This window comes from Streptomyces sp. NPDC002076, from assembly GCF_053593835.1.
This window is the reverse complement of the sequence record NZ_JBSFDI010000010.1, coordinates 234,945-250,441: the sequence shown is the minus strand read 5'-3', so window position 1 is coordinate 250,441 and position 15,497 is coordinate 234,945. Positions and strand designations below refer to the sequence as shown.

Below are 15,497 nucleotides of genomic sequence, written 5' to 3'. Positions count from 1 at the left end.
GCCGGTTGTTTGCTTCCGGCCCGGCCTGCTGGTTTTCATGTCCGGGGTCAACGGGAGGTTGTGCGTGAAGCTGGGTCGGCCGTTCGGATGGCTGTGGGCGGCGTACTCGGTGAGTGCGCTCGGCACCTATCTCGCCTTCGACGCGTTCTCGGTGATCGCTGTGATCGCCCTGCACGCCGGGCCGGCCGAGGTGGCGCTGCTCGCCGCGACCGGGCCCGCGGTGGGTGCCGTGCTGGCGGTGCCGCTCGGGCCGTGGGTGGAGTTCCGGCGCAAGCGGCCGGTGATGATGGCGATGGACCTGGTCAGGTTCGCCGCGTTGCTCACCATCCCCCTCGCCTACGCCCTCGGCGGCCTCGGCCTCGGCCAGCTGCTGCTCGTGTCCATGCTCGTCGCGGCGGCCGACATCACCTTCAACGCGGCATCCGGCGCCTTTCTCAAGACGCTCGTACCGGCCGACGGCCTGCTCAGCGCGAATGCCCGGTTCGAGTCCACGAACTGGACCGCCCTGGTCCTCGGACCGCCCCTCGGCGGCGCCGCGATCGGCCTGTTCGGCCCGGTCACCACGGTCGTGGCGAACGCGGTCAGCTTTCTGCTGTCGGCCCTGGGCATCCGGGCCGTCGGCGGCGGCGAGCCGCGCCCCGAGCGCACCGGCGGGGAGCGCCTGCGCGCCGCCGACCTGCTCGACGGCTGGCGGCACATCCTCACCAGCCCGGCCCTGCGGCCTCTCTTCTTCAACAACCTCGCGGGCAACGCCCTGATCATGGTCGCCATGCCGCCCCTGGCCGTCCTCATGCTCGGCCCGCTCGGCTTCGCCCCCTGGCAGTACGGCCTCGCCTTCGCCGTGCCCTGCCTCGGCGGCCTCCTCGGCTCCCGGCTGGCCCGGCCCCTGGTCGCCCGCTACGGACAGCGGCGGGTACTGCGCACCTCGGGCACCCTGCGCGCCGTCTGGCCCCTCGGCCTGGCCTTCGTCCAGCCCGGGCTGCCCGGACTGCTGCTGGTGATGGCCGTGGAGTTCGGGGTGATCACCAGCTCGGGCGTCTACAACCCCGTGTACGCCACCCGCCGCCTGGAGTGCACTCCGAACGACCGGGTCGCCCGCACCCTGTCCGCCTGGTCGATCACCGGCAAGGCCACCACGGCCGCCCTGACCGCCCTGTGGGGCCTGCTGGCGAGCCTCACCGGCCCGCGTACCGCCATCGCCCTCGCCGGCGTCCTGCTGCTCGCGACCCCGACGCTGCTGCTGCGGGAACCCCGGGAGGCTACGGCACGACCGTCACCGGCCAGCGCCCCGCCTTCACCAGCCGGATCGCCACCGAACCGATGATCCGGTGGCCGGCCTGCTCCGAGGCGCCCACGACCACCGCGTCCGCCTTGAGCTCGTCGGCCGCCTTCACCAGCCCGCCGTACGGGTCGCCGCGGAAGGTGTGGAACTCCCAGCGCACCTCGAATATCCCCTTGACCCGCTCGGTCGCCTCCCGGATGTAGCTGACCAGGTCCTCGGCGATCTCGTCGGTCGTCTCCGCCACCGGCGCCCCGAGCGCCGCCCCGGCGGCCAGCACCGGCTGCACGTACACCACGGCCAGCAGCGCGTGCTGCCGCCGGGCGAGCCCGCCCGCGTACGCCGCGGCACGCAGCGAGGAGTCGGAGCCGTCGACCCCGACCATGATGACCTTCGGCCCGTCCGTACCGCGCTCGAACCGGTGTGAGTCCGAGGGGGAGTGCGCATGCTGTTCCGCCACGGCTCGAGGCTATCGGAAGCGCGGTTTCCCGCGCAGGTGCGGGGCCGTGCTACCTGCGGAGCTGCGCCGCGGGCCGGCGCCTCGACGGGCGAGCCGCGCGACCCCTTCCTACAGTCGGAACCATGACCGCCAGCGCGGAGCCCGCCGCACGGAGGGACCCCACGGCCCCGATACCCCCGCCCGCCGGCGGGCGCCTCGGCTGGGTGCCCGAGGCCTTCGCGACGCTCTTCGCCGCGCTCGGCCTGCTGTGCGCCCTGCTTGCGCTCATCGAACCGCTGCGCGACCTGCTCCAGCCGGTCGTGCACGTCCTCGACCTGCTGCTCCTGCCCATCAGCGCCAACCTGGCCTACGCCGTCTTCCTGTTCCTGCTGGCCGCCGCCACCGCCGCGCGCAAAAAGGTCGCCTGGTGGCTGGTCGTCGTCTATCTCGGCCTGGTGGTCCTCACCGACGCGCTCGGCGTGGGCCTCGGCATGTACGCCGAGTCGCTGCCGTCCCTGGTGCTGTGCGGCCTGCTCCTGCTCCTGCTCGTCGTGGCCCGCGGGGAGTTCTACGCCGCCTCCCGCCACGGCGCCGTCTGGCGGGCGCTCGCCGTGCTGCTGGGCGGTCTCGTGGTGGCCATTCTGCTGGGCTGGGCGCTCGTCATGCTGTTCCCGGGCACGCTCCCGGCGAACGAGCACCTGGCCTGGGCCGCCGACCGGGTGTGCGGCGGACTGGTCTCGGGCAGCGCCTTCTCCGGCCGCCCGCCCCGCAAGGTCACCTTCGTGCTCGGTCTGCTCGGCGCCCTCGCCCTGCTCAACGCCGCCGCCACGCTGTTCCGTTCCCAGCGTCTGGAGGCCGCCCTGCACGGCGACGAGGAGGCCCGCATCCGCGCCCTCCTGGCCGTCTACGGCGAACGGGACTCCCTCGGCTACTTCGCCACCCGCCGCGACAAGGCCGTCGTCTTCTCGCCCAGCGGCAAGGCCGCCGTCACCTACCGTGTCGAGGCCGGCGTCTGCCTCGCCAGCGGCGACCCCGTCGGCGACCCCGAGGCCTGGCCGCACGCCATCGCCGCCTGGCTGGACGTGGCCCGCCGCTACGCCTGGGCGCCCGCCGTGATGGGCGCCTCCGAGGACGGCGCCCGCGCCTACGCCCGGGCCGGACTCGGCGCCCTCCAGCTCGGCGACGAGGCGATCGTGCACGTGGCCTCCTTCGACCTGGGCGGCCGGGACATGCGGGTGACTCGGCAGGCCGTGCACCGCGTCCGACGCACCGGCGCCACCTGCCGCATCCGCCGGCACGCCGCCCTCACCGAACACGAGATGGAGGCGGTCGTCGACAAGGCCGACGCCTGGCGCGACACCGAGACCGAGCGCGGCTTCTCTATGGCCCTGGACCGGCTCGGCGACCCCTCCGACGGCGACTGCCTGCTGGTGGAGGCCCTCGGCGAGGACGGCCGGCTCCTCGCCCTGCTGTCCTTCGTGCCCTGGGGCCGGGACGGAATCTCCCTGGACCTGATGCGCCGGGACCGCGCCGCGCCCAACGGGGTCATGGAGTTCATGGTGGCCGAACTGTGCGCCACCGCCCTCAAGCTGGGTGTCCGCAGGATCTCGCTGAACTTCGCGGTCTTCCGGTCGGTCTTCGAGGAGGGGGCCCGCATCGGCGCCGGACCCGTCCTCAGGCTCTGGCGCCGACTGCTGCTGTTCTTCTCCCGCTGGTGGCAACTGGAGGCCCTGTACCGCTCCAACGCCAAGTACCACCCGGAGTGGTACCCGCGCTTCATCTGCTACGGCGACGCCGCCTCCCTCGCCCGCATCGGCCTCGCCTCCGGCATCGCCGAGGGCTTCGTCTCCGTACCGTCTCTGCGCAAGCTCTGGGGAAAGGGGCACCCGAAGGCCGGGCAGCGGCCCGCCACCACCCACGGGCTGCCGCCCCTGACGGCGCTGGGCCTCGGCGGAGGGGAGCGGGCCGGACCCGCGGCTCCGGAGGCGGGCCTGCCCGACCAGGTCCGCGTACGGCACCGCAAACTCGACCGGCTGCGCGACGACGGCACCGACCCCTACCCGGTCGGCGTCCCCGTCCGCACCCACGCCCTCGCCGACGTGCCCCCCGGCGAGGACGTCACGGTGGCCGGACGGCTCATGCTGGTCCGCGACTTCGGCGGCATCGTCTTCGCCGTGCTGCGCGACTGGTCCGGCGACCACCAGATCGCCCTCACCCGCAGCGGCTCCGGCGCCGCCCTCGACCGCTTCACCGCCGCCACCGACATCGGCGACCACATCACCGCCACCGGCCGCACCGGCCTCAGCGACAAGGGCGAACCCACCGTCTTCGTCACCTCCTGGCAGCTCACCGGCAAGTGCCTGCGCCCGCTGCCCGACAAACGCCGCGGCCTCACCGACCCCGAGGCGAAAGTCCGCCGCCGCTATCTCGACCTCGCCACCAGCCCCGCCGCCCGCGCCGTGATCCGGGCCCGCTCCGCCGCCGTACAGGCCCTGCGCCAGGGTCTGCTGGACCGCGGCTTCGTCGAGGTGGAGACCCCGATGCTGCAGCAGATCCACGGCGGCGCCAACGCCCGCCCCTTCACCACCCACATCAACGCCTACGACCTCGACCTGTATCTGCGCATCGCCCCCGAGCTGTATCTGAAACGGCTGTGCGTGGGCGGCCTGGAGAAGGTCTTCGAACTGGGCCGCACCTTCCGCAACGAGGGCGTCTCCTACAAGCACAACCCCGAGTTCACGATGCTGGAGGCCTACCAGGCGTACGCCGACTACGGCGTCATGCTCGACCTCACCCGCGAGCTGATTCAGGGCGCCGCGACCGCCGCCTTCGGCTCCCCGGTGGCCCGCAAGGACGGGCAGGAGTACGACATCTCCGGGCGATGGCCGGTCAGGACGGTGTACGGCGCGATCTCCGAGGCGCTGGGGGAGGAGATCGGGCCCGGCACCGAGCTGCTGCGGCTGCACCGGCTGTGCGACCGGGCCGGGGTGCCGTACACCGCCGACGACGGGCCCGGGGACATCGTCCTGGAGATGTACGAGCGGCTCGTCGAGCAGTACACCCAACTCCCCACCTTCTACAAGGACTTCCCGACCGACGTCTCCCCGCTGACCCGGCAGCACCGTGCCGACCCGCGGCTGGCCGAGCGCTGGGACCTCGTCGCCTTCGGCATCGAACTCGGCACCGCCTATTCGGAGTTGACCGACCCCGTCGAGCAGCGCCGGCGGCTCACCCAGCAGTCGCTGCTGGCCGCCGGCGGCGATCCGGAGGCCATGGAACTCGACGAGGACTTCCTGGAGGCCCTCGAGTACGCGATGCCCCCGACCGGCGGCCTCGGCCTCGGCGTCGACCGGCTCGTGATGTTCCTCACCGGCCTGACGATCCGGGAGACCCTGCCGTTCCCGCTGGTGCGCCGCCGCTGAGCGCCGGGTCCCCGGCGGGAGCCGGGAAACGGTGCCGGGGCAGGGTGAGCAGCGCGATCACGGCGCCGGTCGCACACAGCGCCACGCCCAGCTCGAAGCAGTCCCGGACCGCGCCGGCCACGAAGGCCTGGTAGTCGAAGTGGCTCCCGTAGGGGGCGGACGCCGGTGCGCGCATCGCAACGGAGAAGACCCCGGCGAACAGCGACACGCCCAGGCCGGCGCCCAGTTGCCGGGAGGAGTTCAGGCCCTGGGGCAGTGCACCGCTCCCGGACCGGGCGAAACCGGCGGGCAGGGCCGGCACCGCGCAACCGAAGGCGACCAACAGCAGCGGCAGCAGCACATCGGCGAAGCGGAAGCCGTCCCCCAGGCTCAGCAGGACGAAGCCGACGGCCGCCACCGCGCAGGCCCCGGCGACCGCCGTACCGAGCCCGATGCGCGCGGCCAGCCGGGGCAGGACCAGGCAGCCCAGCAGCACCCCGGCGACGGCGGACAGCAGGGCCCAGCCGACCTGCATCACGGACAGCCCGCCGATCACCTGCAGGGCGAGCGTGAGGGCGTACAGGACACCGGCCAGACCGGCTGCCAGCAGCGCCACCACCGTGTACCCACCGAACGAGGCCTGCTCCCTGTGCAGCCGGGCGAACAGCTCCGGCATCCGCTCGCCCCGGCCGAGCAGGCCCAGCGCGGACGGCACCAGTGCGCCCGCCACCGCGATGACGACCACCGTCGTCGCGGACTCGCTGCCGTCACCGAGCCGGTCGGCGAACCACGCCAGGAAACCCAGCGGGACGACGCCCAGCGCCGCACGGCCCACCCGGGCCCCCGCCGCGGGCAGGGGCGCGGACTCGGTGAGCACCACCGGGGTCAGCACCAGCAGCCCCGCCCCGGCGACGGCCTGCACCCAGAACACCGTCTCGCCCCGCAGCGAGGCGTCCAGCAGCAGGGTGGTGGGCAGCAGCATGGCCGGTCCGGCGCAGGCGACGACAGCGAAGTGCACGCTCAGCGCCCGGTTCCGGCCGGGACCCTCCGGATGCGTGGAGTCGATCAGCGCCAGCGCGCCGGCCGTGATCACCGCCGCCGCGACGCCCTGCACCGCCCGCGAGGCGAGCAGCACCCCGGAGTCCACCGTCACGGCCGCCGCCACGGCGGCGAGGCTCGACAGGGCGAGGCCGCCCATCAGCACGCGTCGCCGCCCGAGCGCTTCACCCAGCGCCCCCGCGAGCACCGGCAGCGCGGCGAAGCACACGCTGTACACGCTCAGCAGCCAGGTCAGCCCCTGGAAGGACAGCTGCGACCGGACCGCGATCCACGGCAGCCCCACCGTGAAGACGGTGGTGTCGAAGACGACCAGCACCTGGGCCGCCGCCAGCAGCACCACCGCCGGCCCCCTGCGCCGCGCCCCGCTCTCTCCCCCGTGCGCCAACTCGACTCGCCCCCATATCCGTTGTCGGACCGTTGTCTGCGGACTGAATGACTGTCAAATCCCCATGACAGGTTCCGCGCCGGCCCCGGCACTGGTCCGTCCGGGTGCATTCCCGCTGCCGTACCGGTGTCGCTGTGGAGCGTCGGAGTCCGGTGGGGCGACTGATGGATCATGCAGAAGGATCACTTGCTCACACGGCGCCGGATGCTCCTGGCGGGCGCCGCGGCGCTGGGAGCCGCGGGTACCGCCGGAGCCATCGTGGCGGGCGGCGCCGAGGACGGCGCCGGGACGGCCGCCGTCCCCGCTCCCGGACCGCAGGCCCGTCAGGCGCTGAGACCCTCCGCCTTCCGGCTCCAGCCGCTCACCGGCGACGGACCGCCGCGTGCCGCGCCGCGCGGGCTGAAGGTCCGCAATGAGCCCATCCTTCAGATCTCCGGCCGCGGCCGGCGCATGATGCTGACCTTCGACGACGGTCCCAACCCCGAGTACACCCCGCACATCCTGGACACCCTCGCCCAGTACGGCGTGCAGGCCATGTTCTTCCTGTGCGGCGAGTGCGTCGTCGACAACAGGGAACTGGTGGCCCGGATGGCCGACGAAGGCCATGTCGTCGGCAACCACACCTGGACCCATCCGCTGCTCACGACCCTCAACCGCAACCAGATCCGCTCCGAGATGAAGCGCACGAGCGACGTCATCGAGGACGCCTACGGCGAGCGCCCGCAGTGGTTCCGCGCGCCCTACGGCGCCTGGAACCGGGCCACGTTCCAGCTGGGCGCCGAGATGGGCATGGAGCCGATGGGCTGGACCGTCGACACCACCGACTGGATGGAGCCGGGCACCGCCACCATCGTCGACCGGGTGGAGAGCGGTGCCGCCCCCGGCGTGGTGGTGCTCTCCCACGACGCCGGGGGCGACCGGTCCCAGACCGTCCACGCGATCCGCGAATGGCTGCCCCATCTCCTCGATTCCGGCTATCACATGACCGTGCCGCTCCGACGCGTGTAACCGTTTCCCGGGTCTTCGCCCGCCCGGCCGTGGTGGCTTCAGTTCACCGCGACCAGACGGGCGAAGACGACGACGTTTCCGTCGTAACCGTTCTGCTTGGAAAAGCCGCCGCCGCAGGTGATGACCCGCAGTTCCGGTGTTCCCTTCGAGCTGTACACGCGGTCGCCCGGAAAACCGCTCTTGGGGAAGACCTGGACGCCATAGGTCTCGAACACCGCGGTCTTTCCGTCCTTGCGCAGGACCTCGATCCGGTTGCCCTTCCTCAGTGCCCCGAGTCCGTAGAACACGGCCGGGCCCCGCTTGTTGTCGACGTGCCCCACGACGACGGCGGTGCCCTTCTCGCCGGGGGAGACCGCACCGGTGAACCAGCCCGCCAGATTCGGGTCGTCCGGCGGTGGCGCGGCGACCCAGCCGGCCGCGTCCAGACCGACCGGCATGACCGGCGCGTTCACCCGGATCGCGGGGATGCGGACCCGGTCGGCGGCGGAGAACCCGAGCGGGGTCGGAGCCGTGGAGTGCGTGCCCACGCCGCCGACTCGGCTGTCCGCCACGCCGACACGGCTGTCCGGGGCCGCCGCCGAGGCAGGCTGCGGCGGACCGGTGTCCAACTCCCCCGAACCATTCCGAATGAGCGCGAGACCGGTCAGCAGAACAAGCGCTATGACACCCCACGGGGCCCGCTTCCTCCGCCGCTCCTCCTCTTCGGCAAGCTCGGAAAGCTCGGACGCAGACATTCGCCATCCCCTCTCGACGCGGCCTCACCACGTCCATCGCGCATGGGAAAACGCTAAATCCCGCGCGCGCGGCGGATGACGGGGCGAGTGGCGAACGGGTGGCCCACGGCCTGTGCGGTGCGCCATCCGAGTTGCCATTTCCGGAGAACTTCTGACGGACCGTGACCTGCGGCAATATCCGATTGTGTGCTTTTCGTGCGGTGTGCCGGCTCACCAGGACGGACCATTCTCGACATGCGGGCGTGTTCCGCGCGCCCGAGGGTCTTTCCGGGAGGTGTTTTCTCGCCGATCAACCGGGGACGGTTCCCGGGCGCCTCCCGCGGAGGATTCAGATGCGAAACCAACGCGCCCTGGCGGCCGCGTGCGCCGCGGTCGCGGTGCTCGGCTTCGCTGCCCCTGTGGCCGTCGCGGACGGCATGGGAAACGGCGGCGGCCCGGACAGCGGCATCAGCGGCAACTTCGACAGCCACCGGCACTTCGACGACAACGGGCGACTCGACGACAACGGGCATTCCAACGACAACGATCACTTCAACGACAACGATCACTTCAACGACAACGGGGAGCACAGCCGCGAGGCGGGCCGCGGGGACGACGGCGGCCGGGGCGACGACCACAACTGGGAGAGCGATCGGGGCGGCGACGACCACAACTACGGTGGCCGGGGTGACGACTCCGGCGGCCGCGGCGACGAATCCGGCCGTGGCGACGAATCCGGCCGTGGCGACGAATCCGGTCGGGAAGACGACCTCGCCGACAACAATGACGACTTCGGCGGACGTGGCGACGACGGCCCGCGGAACATCGTCACCAGGCCGGGCGTGCTCCCGGCCGGCGGCCGGCTCGCCGTCACCGTGGACAGCTGCCGCGAGGGCACCATGTCCTCGCCCGCCTTCACCACCACCCAGCTCGACCGGCGGAGCGACGACAGCTCGCGCGGCACCATCCACGTCGACCGCAACGCCCCTCCCGGCCGGTACGACGTCACGGTCCACTGCGACGGCAGGACCCTGATCCGCCCGGCCGCGTTCACCGTGCTCGGCGGCGTCCAGGGCGGTTTCGGCGGCAGCAGATCCACCGGCGCCACGCCGGCCGACATGGCCGTCGGCACCGGACTGGTGACCCTGGCGGTCGTCGGGGGCGGCGCGTTCTGCGTGCGCCGCCGGCGCGAGAAGCGGAGCTGAGGCCCGCCGCCCGGCCTGCCACGGCCGCACCGGAACACCAGGAACGACCGCACACCCGCGCCGGCGCAGCAGCGCGAACCGGGCCCGGGTGTGTGATCGTTCAGAGGGAGACGCCCCCGTGGTCGGGGGACTGTCAGGTGACGCCCGGGAACAGGTTCATGAACGGTTCCGCGGTCACCGCGATGCCCCGGCTGAAGGGGGCGTCGAAGTCCCAGATGAGGAACAGCATGAAGGCGATGGTCGCGGAGAACAGCCCCGCCAGGACGAGTTCGCGTCTGGTACGCCGGATCTGCAGCGCGAACACCATGCCGATGGTGACCAGCGCCCCGGTGAGCAGGCCCCACCACACCACCGACGGCATCGTGGCCCCGGTGGAGTCGGCGCGGGCGTTGCGCGCCTGGTCGGCCGCGGTCATCTGGTCCAGCAGCGGCTGGTAGGCCTGCGCCTCGAAGTCGTTCTTCGGCTTGTAGTCGGTGACGTCCTGGCGGACCTTGCGCAGCAGCTGTCCGCCGCGGTCGGTGACGCGCTCGTCGTGGGACATCGTTCGCCACTCGTGGTGGACGACATAGGCGACATAGGTGTTGACATCGGTCCGGATCCGGTCACGGATGTCCGGCGGATAGACCCGGACCCGTTCCGAGATCTCGTGCAGCGCCTGGGCCTCGGACTGCACATGGTCCTGGGCGGAGCTGCGGGCCTCCCACACACCCGCGATGGCAAGGCCCAGGACGATGGCGTACACGACACCGATCCACATCGTCATGTACTCGATGACGTCCGGGGTCTCGCTGGGATCCTCGTCCGCGGGGGCCCGCTTGTGCCGTACGACGGTGACGACCACCACCACAGCACAGGCCGCCAGCATGGCGAGGACGAGAACAAGCCAATCCGGCAACGGATACCTCCAGAAGGTGAGCGGTCGGCGCGTCAGCGCGGACGCAGCGCCGCGACGGCGACGATCGCGGGAACGGTGATGAGCAGGACGTAGGTGACCGGCGTGGTGTGGCCCGGCGCGACATGTGCGGCGCGGTGCGGGTGGTACGCCGGATATCTCACCGGCGTCACCGAGGGCCGCGGAGCGGGCTTCGGCTTCGGCTTCGGCTTCGGCGTGGGGGAAGGGGCGGGCGGCGGTGTCGGCCGCGGTGCCGGTGGAGCCGGGGCGGGCCGGGCCGGCGGCCTCGGTCTCGGGGTGGGCTTCGGCGCCGGGCGCGGAGTCGGCTTCGGCTTCGGTTTCGGCGGTGGTGGCGGGGGTGGGGGCGAGGGCGTCGGTGTCGGTGTGGGCGGGCACGGGGGCGGGGTGGGCGTCGGACAGGGCGGCAGGGGCGGCCAGTGGTCGCCGGCGTAGGCCACCGCCACGGTGCCGTCCGGGCCCGTGGAGGCGTAGGCGCAGGCGTCGGCCGACGCCGTGCCGGCCGGGCAGCCCACCAGGGTCCAGGTCAGCGCCACCAGGGCCAACACCCGTGCGGCGGGCGCGCATCGGGTCACTTCGGGTCCATGCACGCGGAGATCATGGGCTGCGAAAACCGGTCGTACGCCGTGGGGCGCCTGTATTGATCCGAAGGGAGGACATGGCGTGATCAGTGGTTTGACACGAAGAAGGAGCGCAATTGGTGCGATACGCACGCCCGTACGAACCCCGCGGGCCGGCATGCAGGACGGCGCGGGTCACAGGAGGCGGAAAGATTTTCCCGAAGAACTTCCCCGTCCCGTTGAACGCTCCAGCCCCCTCTGTGCGTACCCATGGCCGTGCGGCGGCGCGGCAGAAGCGCTGCAACAACCAGGCGAATATGGGGAGTTGGAAATGAAGACCTCCTGGCGGACCGCCTCACTGGTGGCCACAGCCGCTGCTGTGCTGGCGCTGACGACGGCGTGCGGTCAGGACAACGGCACCAGCCCGGCATCGGCGGCCCAGAACGTCGGGGCCACCGCGCCCGCGGGCAGCCCGACCAGCGGTGCCGGCACCGGATCCGGAAACGGTTACGGCGCCGACGGCAACCAGAGCTCCAGCTCCCCGGCCCCGGCCGCCCCCGCGGGCAAGCTCACCGTGGCTGCCGACCCCAACCTGGGCAAGGTGCTGACCGACGGCTCCGGCCTCACCCTCTACCGGTTCGACAACGACACCGCCAACCCGCCCAAGTCGAACTGCGACGGCGACTGCGCCACCACCTGGCCGCCGGTGCCCGCCAATGACGCCACGGCCGGCGCCGGCGTCGACAAGTCGCTGCTAGGCGAGGTCACCCGGGCCGACGGCACCAAGCAGCTCACCATCGGCGGCTGGCCCGCCTACCGCTACGCCAAGGACGCCAAGGCCGGAGACGTCAACGGCCAGGGCGTGGGCGGCAAGTGGTTCGCGCTGGCCCCGAACGGCAAGAAGGCCTCCCTGGCCGCCCTGCCCGGTCTGTCCGTCCGCAAGGACCCCAAGCTCGGCGACATCATCGTCGACAAGAACGGCATGACGGTCTACCGCTTCCTCAAGGACAAGGCCTGGCCCAAGGTCATCTCGAACTGCACCGGGGCCTGCCTGCAGAAGTGGCCGGCCGTCGGCATCGTCAAGCCCGAGGACACCCAGGGTGTCAAGAAGAAGGGCCTGATGGGCTTCACCCGCCCCGACGGTGTGCAGCAGATGACGGTCAACTGCTGGCCGATCTACACCTTCTCCGGGGACAAGGCCCCCGGCGACACCAACGGTGAGGGCGTGGGCGGCACCTGGTACGCCGTCTCGCCCGACGGCAAGCCGGTCGGCGCACCGGGCAAATAGATCACCTCCCCAGGGTCGATCGCCCCGCCCGGCCCGGAGCGCCACCGAAGGTCCGCCCCCTCCGCACCGCACGGAGGGGGCGGACCGTCGTGCATGGAGGCCGCGTATGCGGGGCGGAGCCCGCCAAGTGGGCACAGCCGTCACACAGCGGGTCCATCCGGGCACTTGCCGCAGGCAGTGGCGGGGAACGGACGGTCAATTTCCGGTTTGGGTCGCTCCTTTGCCGGGCGATCAGTAGCCTCAGCTCGAACACCGGATCGCCTGTCCCTGTCCCCTACCGTTGGAGAGATACATGGAGCGCCCCGCCTGGGCCCCACGGAGCATCGACATCACGGTGCCGAGCGTCTCGCGGATCTACGACTACTACCTGGGCGGCTCGCACAACTTCGAGGTGGACCGGGAAGCGGCCCGCAAGGCGATGGAGTTCATGCCGGGCCTGCCGAAGATCATGCAGGCCAACCGGGCGTTCATGCGCCGAGCCGTGCGGGTCGCGGCCGGGGAGGGCATCACCCAGTTCCTCGACATCGGCTCCGGCATCCCGACCTTCGGCAATGTCCACGAGGTGGCCCAGGCGGCCGCACCGGGCGCCCGCGTGGTCTACGTCGACCACGACCCGGTCGCCGTCGCGCACAGCCAGGCGGTGCTGGCCGGAAACGACGACGCGGACGTGGTCGCGGCGGACCTGCGCAAGCCGCAGGAGATCCTCTCCAGTCCCCAGGTGGAGCGGCTGATCGAGCGGAACCGGCCAGTCGCCCTCCTCCTCGTTGCCATACTGCACTTCGTGGAAGACGCGGACGACCCCTACGGTGCGGTTGCCGAGCTGCGCGACGCGCTCGCGCCCGGCAGCCTGCTGATCCTCACCCATGCCTCGTACGAGGGAATCCCGCTGCCCGCCGAGCGGGCCGAGGGCGCGGTGGACGTATACAAGGACATTCGCAATCCGCTCATCATGCGCTCGCGCGACGAGATCGCGCGGTTCTTCGAGGGGTACGACATGGTGGAACCCGGACTGGTGCCGATGCCGCACTGGCGGCCGGAGTCGGCGCCGGAGGACGAGGATCCGTTCGCCTTCTCCGGATTCGCCGGCGTGGGGCGTACGGCGTGAGCGCCGAGCCGGACGGGCCGGAGGACAGACTGCGCAGGTTCACGACGATCTGGAGCCGGGCGGTCTACGCCGTGACCTCCACGTCGCTGACCCGAGCCGAGTTCGAGGAACAACTGCTTCCGCTCGCACGCCGGTTGAGCGAGCTGCTCCGGGCGCGCGGCTTCGACGCGGACGGCGCGAAGGCGGTCGGCGCCGCCCTGGTCGGCGCGCACTGCACCGACCCCGAGGCGCTCTCCCGGACCCTGGACTGCGTGGACGCCTATCTGGTGCTGTACTGCGCCGAGGACGGCCCCCAGGACGAACCGCGGCTGCGCTGCTCGCGGTTGCAGCACGCGATGGCCGCCGGATTCGCCGGCGCGCTGCGCGAACGCACCCTCGCCGAGCAGGAGTCCATCGCGCAGGCCGCGCTCAGGGCCCAGGGCGTGGTCGCGCAGGCGCTGCACGCCAGCGAGGCCCGCTTCCGCGCGGTCTTCGAGGGCGCGGCCATAGGGATCGGGATCGCCGACCTCGACGGCAACGTCCTGCAGGTCAACGAGGCGCTGCTGCGCATGTTCGGGCAGTCCGACCAGGCCCTGCGCGGCCGCCGCGTCCAGGACTGGGTGCACCCCGAGGACGCGCCGCAGACCTGGAAGCTCTACGACGAACTCGTCCGCGGCGAGCGCGAGCACTACCACCTCGAAAAGGCCTTCAACCGCCCCGACGGCACGGTGCTGTGGACCAACCTGACGGTCTCCCTGCTGCGCGACGCCGACGGCGATCCGCAGTACCAGCTGGCCCTCATGGAGGACACCACCGAGCGCCGGCTGCTCAACCTCCGGCTGCGCTACGAGGCCACCCACGACGCGCTCACCGGCCTGCCCAACCGCAGCCTGTTCTTCGAGCGCCTGGAGAAGGCCCTCAACGCGGGGGAAGGCCAGCGCTTCGGCCTGTGCTACCTCGATCTGGACGGCTTCAAGACCGTCAACGACAGCCTCGGGCACGCGGCCGGCGACCGGCTGCTGGTGGAGGTCGCCGACCGGCTGCAGTCCTGTGCGACCGCGCCCGGGGAGATGGTCGCCCGGCTAGGCGGCGACGAGTTCGTGGCCCTGACCACCGGCCCGGGCACCGAGCGCAAGGTCGACGAACTCGCCGAACGCATCATGAGCGCCCTCGTCACCCCTGTCAGCATCGACGGCCGTGACCTGCTCGTGCGCGGCAGCCTCGGCATCGTGGAGGGCCCGGCGGGCGAGCGCACGGCGGCGGAGGTCCTCCGCAGCGCGGACATCACCATGTACCGGGCCAAGTCCGCGGGCGGCAACCGCTCCGAACTCGCCGACCCGGAGGCCGACGCCCGCGCGATCACCCGCCACGGCCTGACAACGGCCCTGCCCACGGCCCTGGAACGCGGCGAGTTCTTCATCGAGTACCAGCCGCTGGTCCACCTCGGCGACGGCAGCGTGCGCGGCGCCGAGGCCCTCGTCCGCTGGCTGCACCCCCAGCACGGCGTCCTCGGCCCCGACCGCTTCATCCCGCTCGCCGAGCACACCGGTCTGATCGTCCCGCTGGGCCGCTGGGTCCTGGAGGAGTCCATCCGCCAGGCGCGCGCCTGGCGGGAACGCCACGGCGAGGAGACGGCCGCGGGTCCCCTGCGCATCAACGTCAACCTGTCGCCGTGCCAGCTCAGCCATCCAGGCCTCGTCCAGGACACGGTCGACATCCTCGAACGCGCGGGTGTCGCGCCGGAGGCGCTGTGCCTGGAGGTCACCGAGTCCGCGCTCATCGGCGCCGACGACGACCTGCTCAAACCACTGCACCGGCTCGCCGAGATGGGCGTCGACATCGCCCTGGACGACTTCGGCACCGGCTACTCCAACCTCGCCAACCTCCGCCGCCTCCCGGTACGCATCCTCAAGCTGGACCGCTCCTTCACCCAGGGCATGCAGCGGTTCCCCGCCGACCCGGTAGACCTGAAGATCGTCGAGGGCATCGTCTCCCTGGCCCACAGCCTCGACCTGGCGGTCACCGTCGAGGGAGTGGAAACCGGCGCCCAGGCGGAACAGCTCCGGATACTGGGCTGCGACACGGCCCAGGGCTGGTACTACGCGCGCCCGGGCCCACCGGAGAGACTCCACGACCTGGCCTTGGTGGACGCGACGGGCTGATGCC

Annotated in this window: 12 protein-coding genes; 8 read left to right on the top strand and 4 right to left on the bottom strand. The window is 72.0% G+C overall.

Going from position 1 to position 15,497, the window contains the following annotated elements; all coding sequences use genetic code 11:
• Window positions 1-37: 37 nt before the first annotated feature.
• The gene (locus ACWCQS_RS22790) at window positions 38-1,324 is read left to right on the top strand and encodes an MFS transporter (RefSeq protein WP_451006127.1); all 1,287 of its coding nucleotides are present in this window, start codon (window positions 38-40) and stop codon (window positions 1,322-1,324) included.
• Here ACWCQS_RS22790 and ACWCQS_RS22785 read toward each other — a convergent pair.
• Window positions 1,260-1,739 carry a universal stress protein gene (locus ACWCQS_RS22785; protein WP_388633320.1) on the bottom strand — a complete coding sequence of 160 codons (480 nt, stop codon included), beginning with the start codon at window positions 1,737-1,739 and terminating at the stop codon, window positions 1,260-1,262. The genes ACWCQS_RS22790 and ACWCQS_RS22785 overlap by 65 nt on opposite strands.
• A 122-nt stretch (window positions 1,740-1,861) precedes the next feature.
• Between ACWCQS_RS22785 and lysX the strand changes: the two genes are divergently transcribed.
• The gene (lysX, locus tag ACWCQS_RS22780) at window positions 1,862-5,140 is read left to right on the top strand and encodes a bifunctional lysylphosphatidylglycerol synthetase/lysine--tRNA ligase LysX (RefSeq protein ID WP_451006126.1); all 3,279 of its coding nucleotides are present in this window, start codon (window positions 1,862-1,864) and stop codon (window positions 5,138-5,140) included.
• Here lysX and ACWCQS_RS22775 read toward each other — a convergent pair.
• Complete coding sequence (locus tag ACWCQS_RS22775; RefSeq protein ID WP_451006125.1) at window positions 5,085-6,518, bottom strand: MFS transporter; 1,434 nt, start codon at window positions 6,516-6,518, stop codon at window positions 5,085-5,087. The genes lysX and ACWCQS_RS22775 overlap by 56 nt on opposite strands.
• Window positions 6,519-6,734: 216 nt before the next feature.
• Here ACWCQS_RS22775 and ACWCQS_RS22770 point away from each other — a divergent pair, with 216 nt between their 5' ends.
• Complete coding sequence (locus tag ACWCQS_RS22770; protein WP_451006124.1) at window positions 6,735-7,571, top strand: polysaccharide deacetylase family protein; 837 nt, start codon at window positions 6,735-6,737, stop codon at window positions 7,569-7,571.
• 38 nt (window positions 7,572-7,609) lie between these two features.
• Here ACWCQS_RS22770 and ACWCQS_RS22765 read toward each other — a convergent pair whose 3' ends face one another.
• On the bottom strand, window positions 7,610-8,305 hold the full coding sequence (locus ACWCQS_RS22765) for a class F sortase (RefSeq protein ID WP_451006123.1): 696 nt from the start codon (window positions 8,303-8,305) through the stop codon (window positions 7,610-7,612).
• A gap of 332 nt (window positions 8,306-8,637) precedes the next feature.
• Between ACWCQS_RS22765 and ACWCQS_RS22760 the strand changes: the two genes are divergently transcribed.
• Entirely contained in the window at window positions 8,638-9,489 is an 852-nt protein-coding gene (locus ACWCQS_RS22760) for a hypothetical protein (protein ID WP_451006122.1), read from the top strand.
• Between the two features lie 133 nt (window positions 9,490-9,622).
• On the opposite strand, the gene ACWCQS_RS22755 is transcribed toward ACWCQS_RS22760, so the two are convergent.
• Window positions 9,623-10,384, bottom strand: coding sequence for a bestrophin-like domain (locus ACWCQS_RS22755; RefSeq protein WP_451006121.1), 762 nt, complete (start codon window positions 10,382-10,384; stop codon window positions 9,623-9,625).
• Between the two features lie 93 nt (window positions 10,385-10,477).
• Here ACWCQS_RS22755 and ACWCQS_RS22750 point away from each other — a divergent pair, with 93 nt between their 5' ends.
• The 4 genes from ACWCQS_RS22750 (at window position 10,478) to ACWCQS_RS22735 (ending at window position 15,493) form a co-directional block, all read left to right on the top strand.
• Window positions 10,478-10,834, top strand: a complete 357-nt coding sequence (locus ACWCQS_RS22750) for a hypothetical protein (RefSeq protein ID WP_451006120.1) — start codon at window positions 10,478-10,480, stop codon at window positions 10,832-10,834.
• A gap of 456 nt (window positions 10,835-11,290) precedes the next feature.
• Entirely contained in the window at window positions 11,291-12,247 is a 957-nt protein-coding gene (locus tag ACWCQS_RS22745; protein WP_451006119.1) for an SCO0930 family lipoprotein, read from the top strand.
• Window positions 12,248-12,539: 292 nt separating this feature from the next.
• On the top strand, window positions 12,540-13,352 hold the full coding sequence (locus tag ACWCQS_RS22740) for an SAM-dependent methyltransferase (protein ID WP_451006118.1): 813 nt from the start codon (window positions 12,540-12,542) through the stop codon (window positions 13,350-13,352).
• Window positions 13,349-15,493: a putative bifunctional diguanylate cyclase/phosphodiesterase gene (locus ACWCQS_RS22735; protein ID WP_451006117.1), complete on the top strand. Its 2,145-nt coding sequence runs from the start codon at window positions 13,349-13,351 to the stop codon at window positions 15,491-15,493. Before ACWCQS_RS22740 ends, ACWCQS_RS22735 begins: the two co-directional genes overlap by 4 nt.
• Window positions 15,494-15,497: the final 4 nt, after the last annotated feature.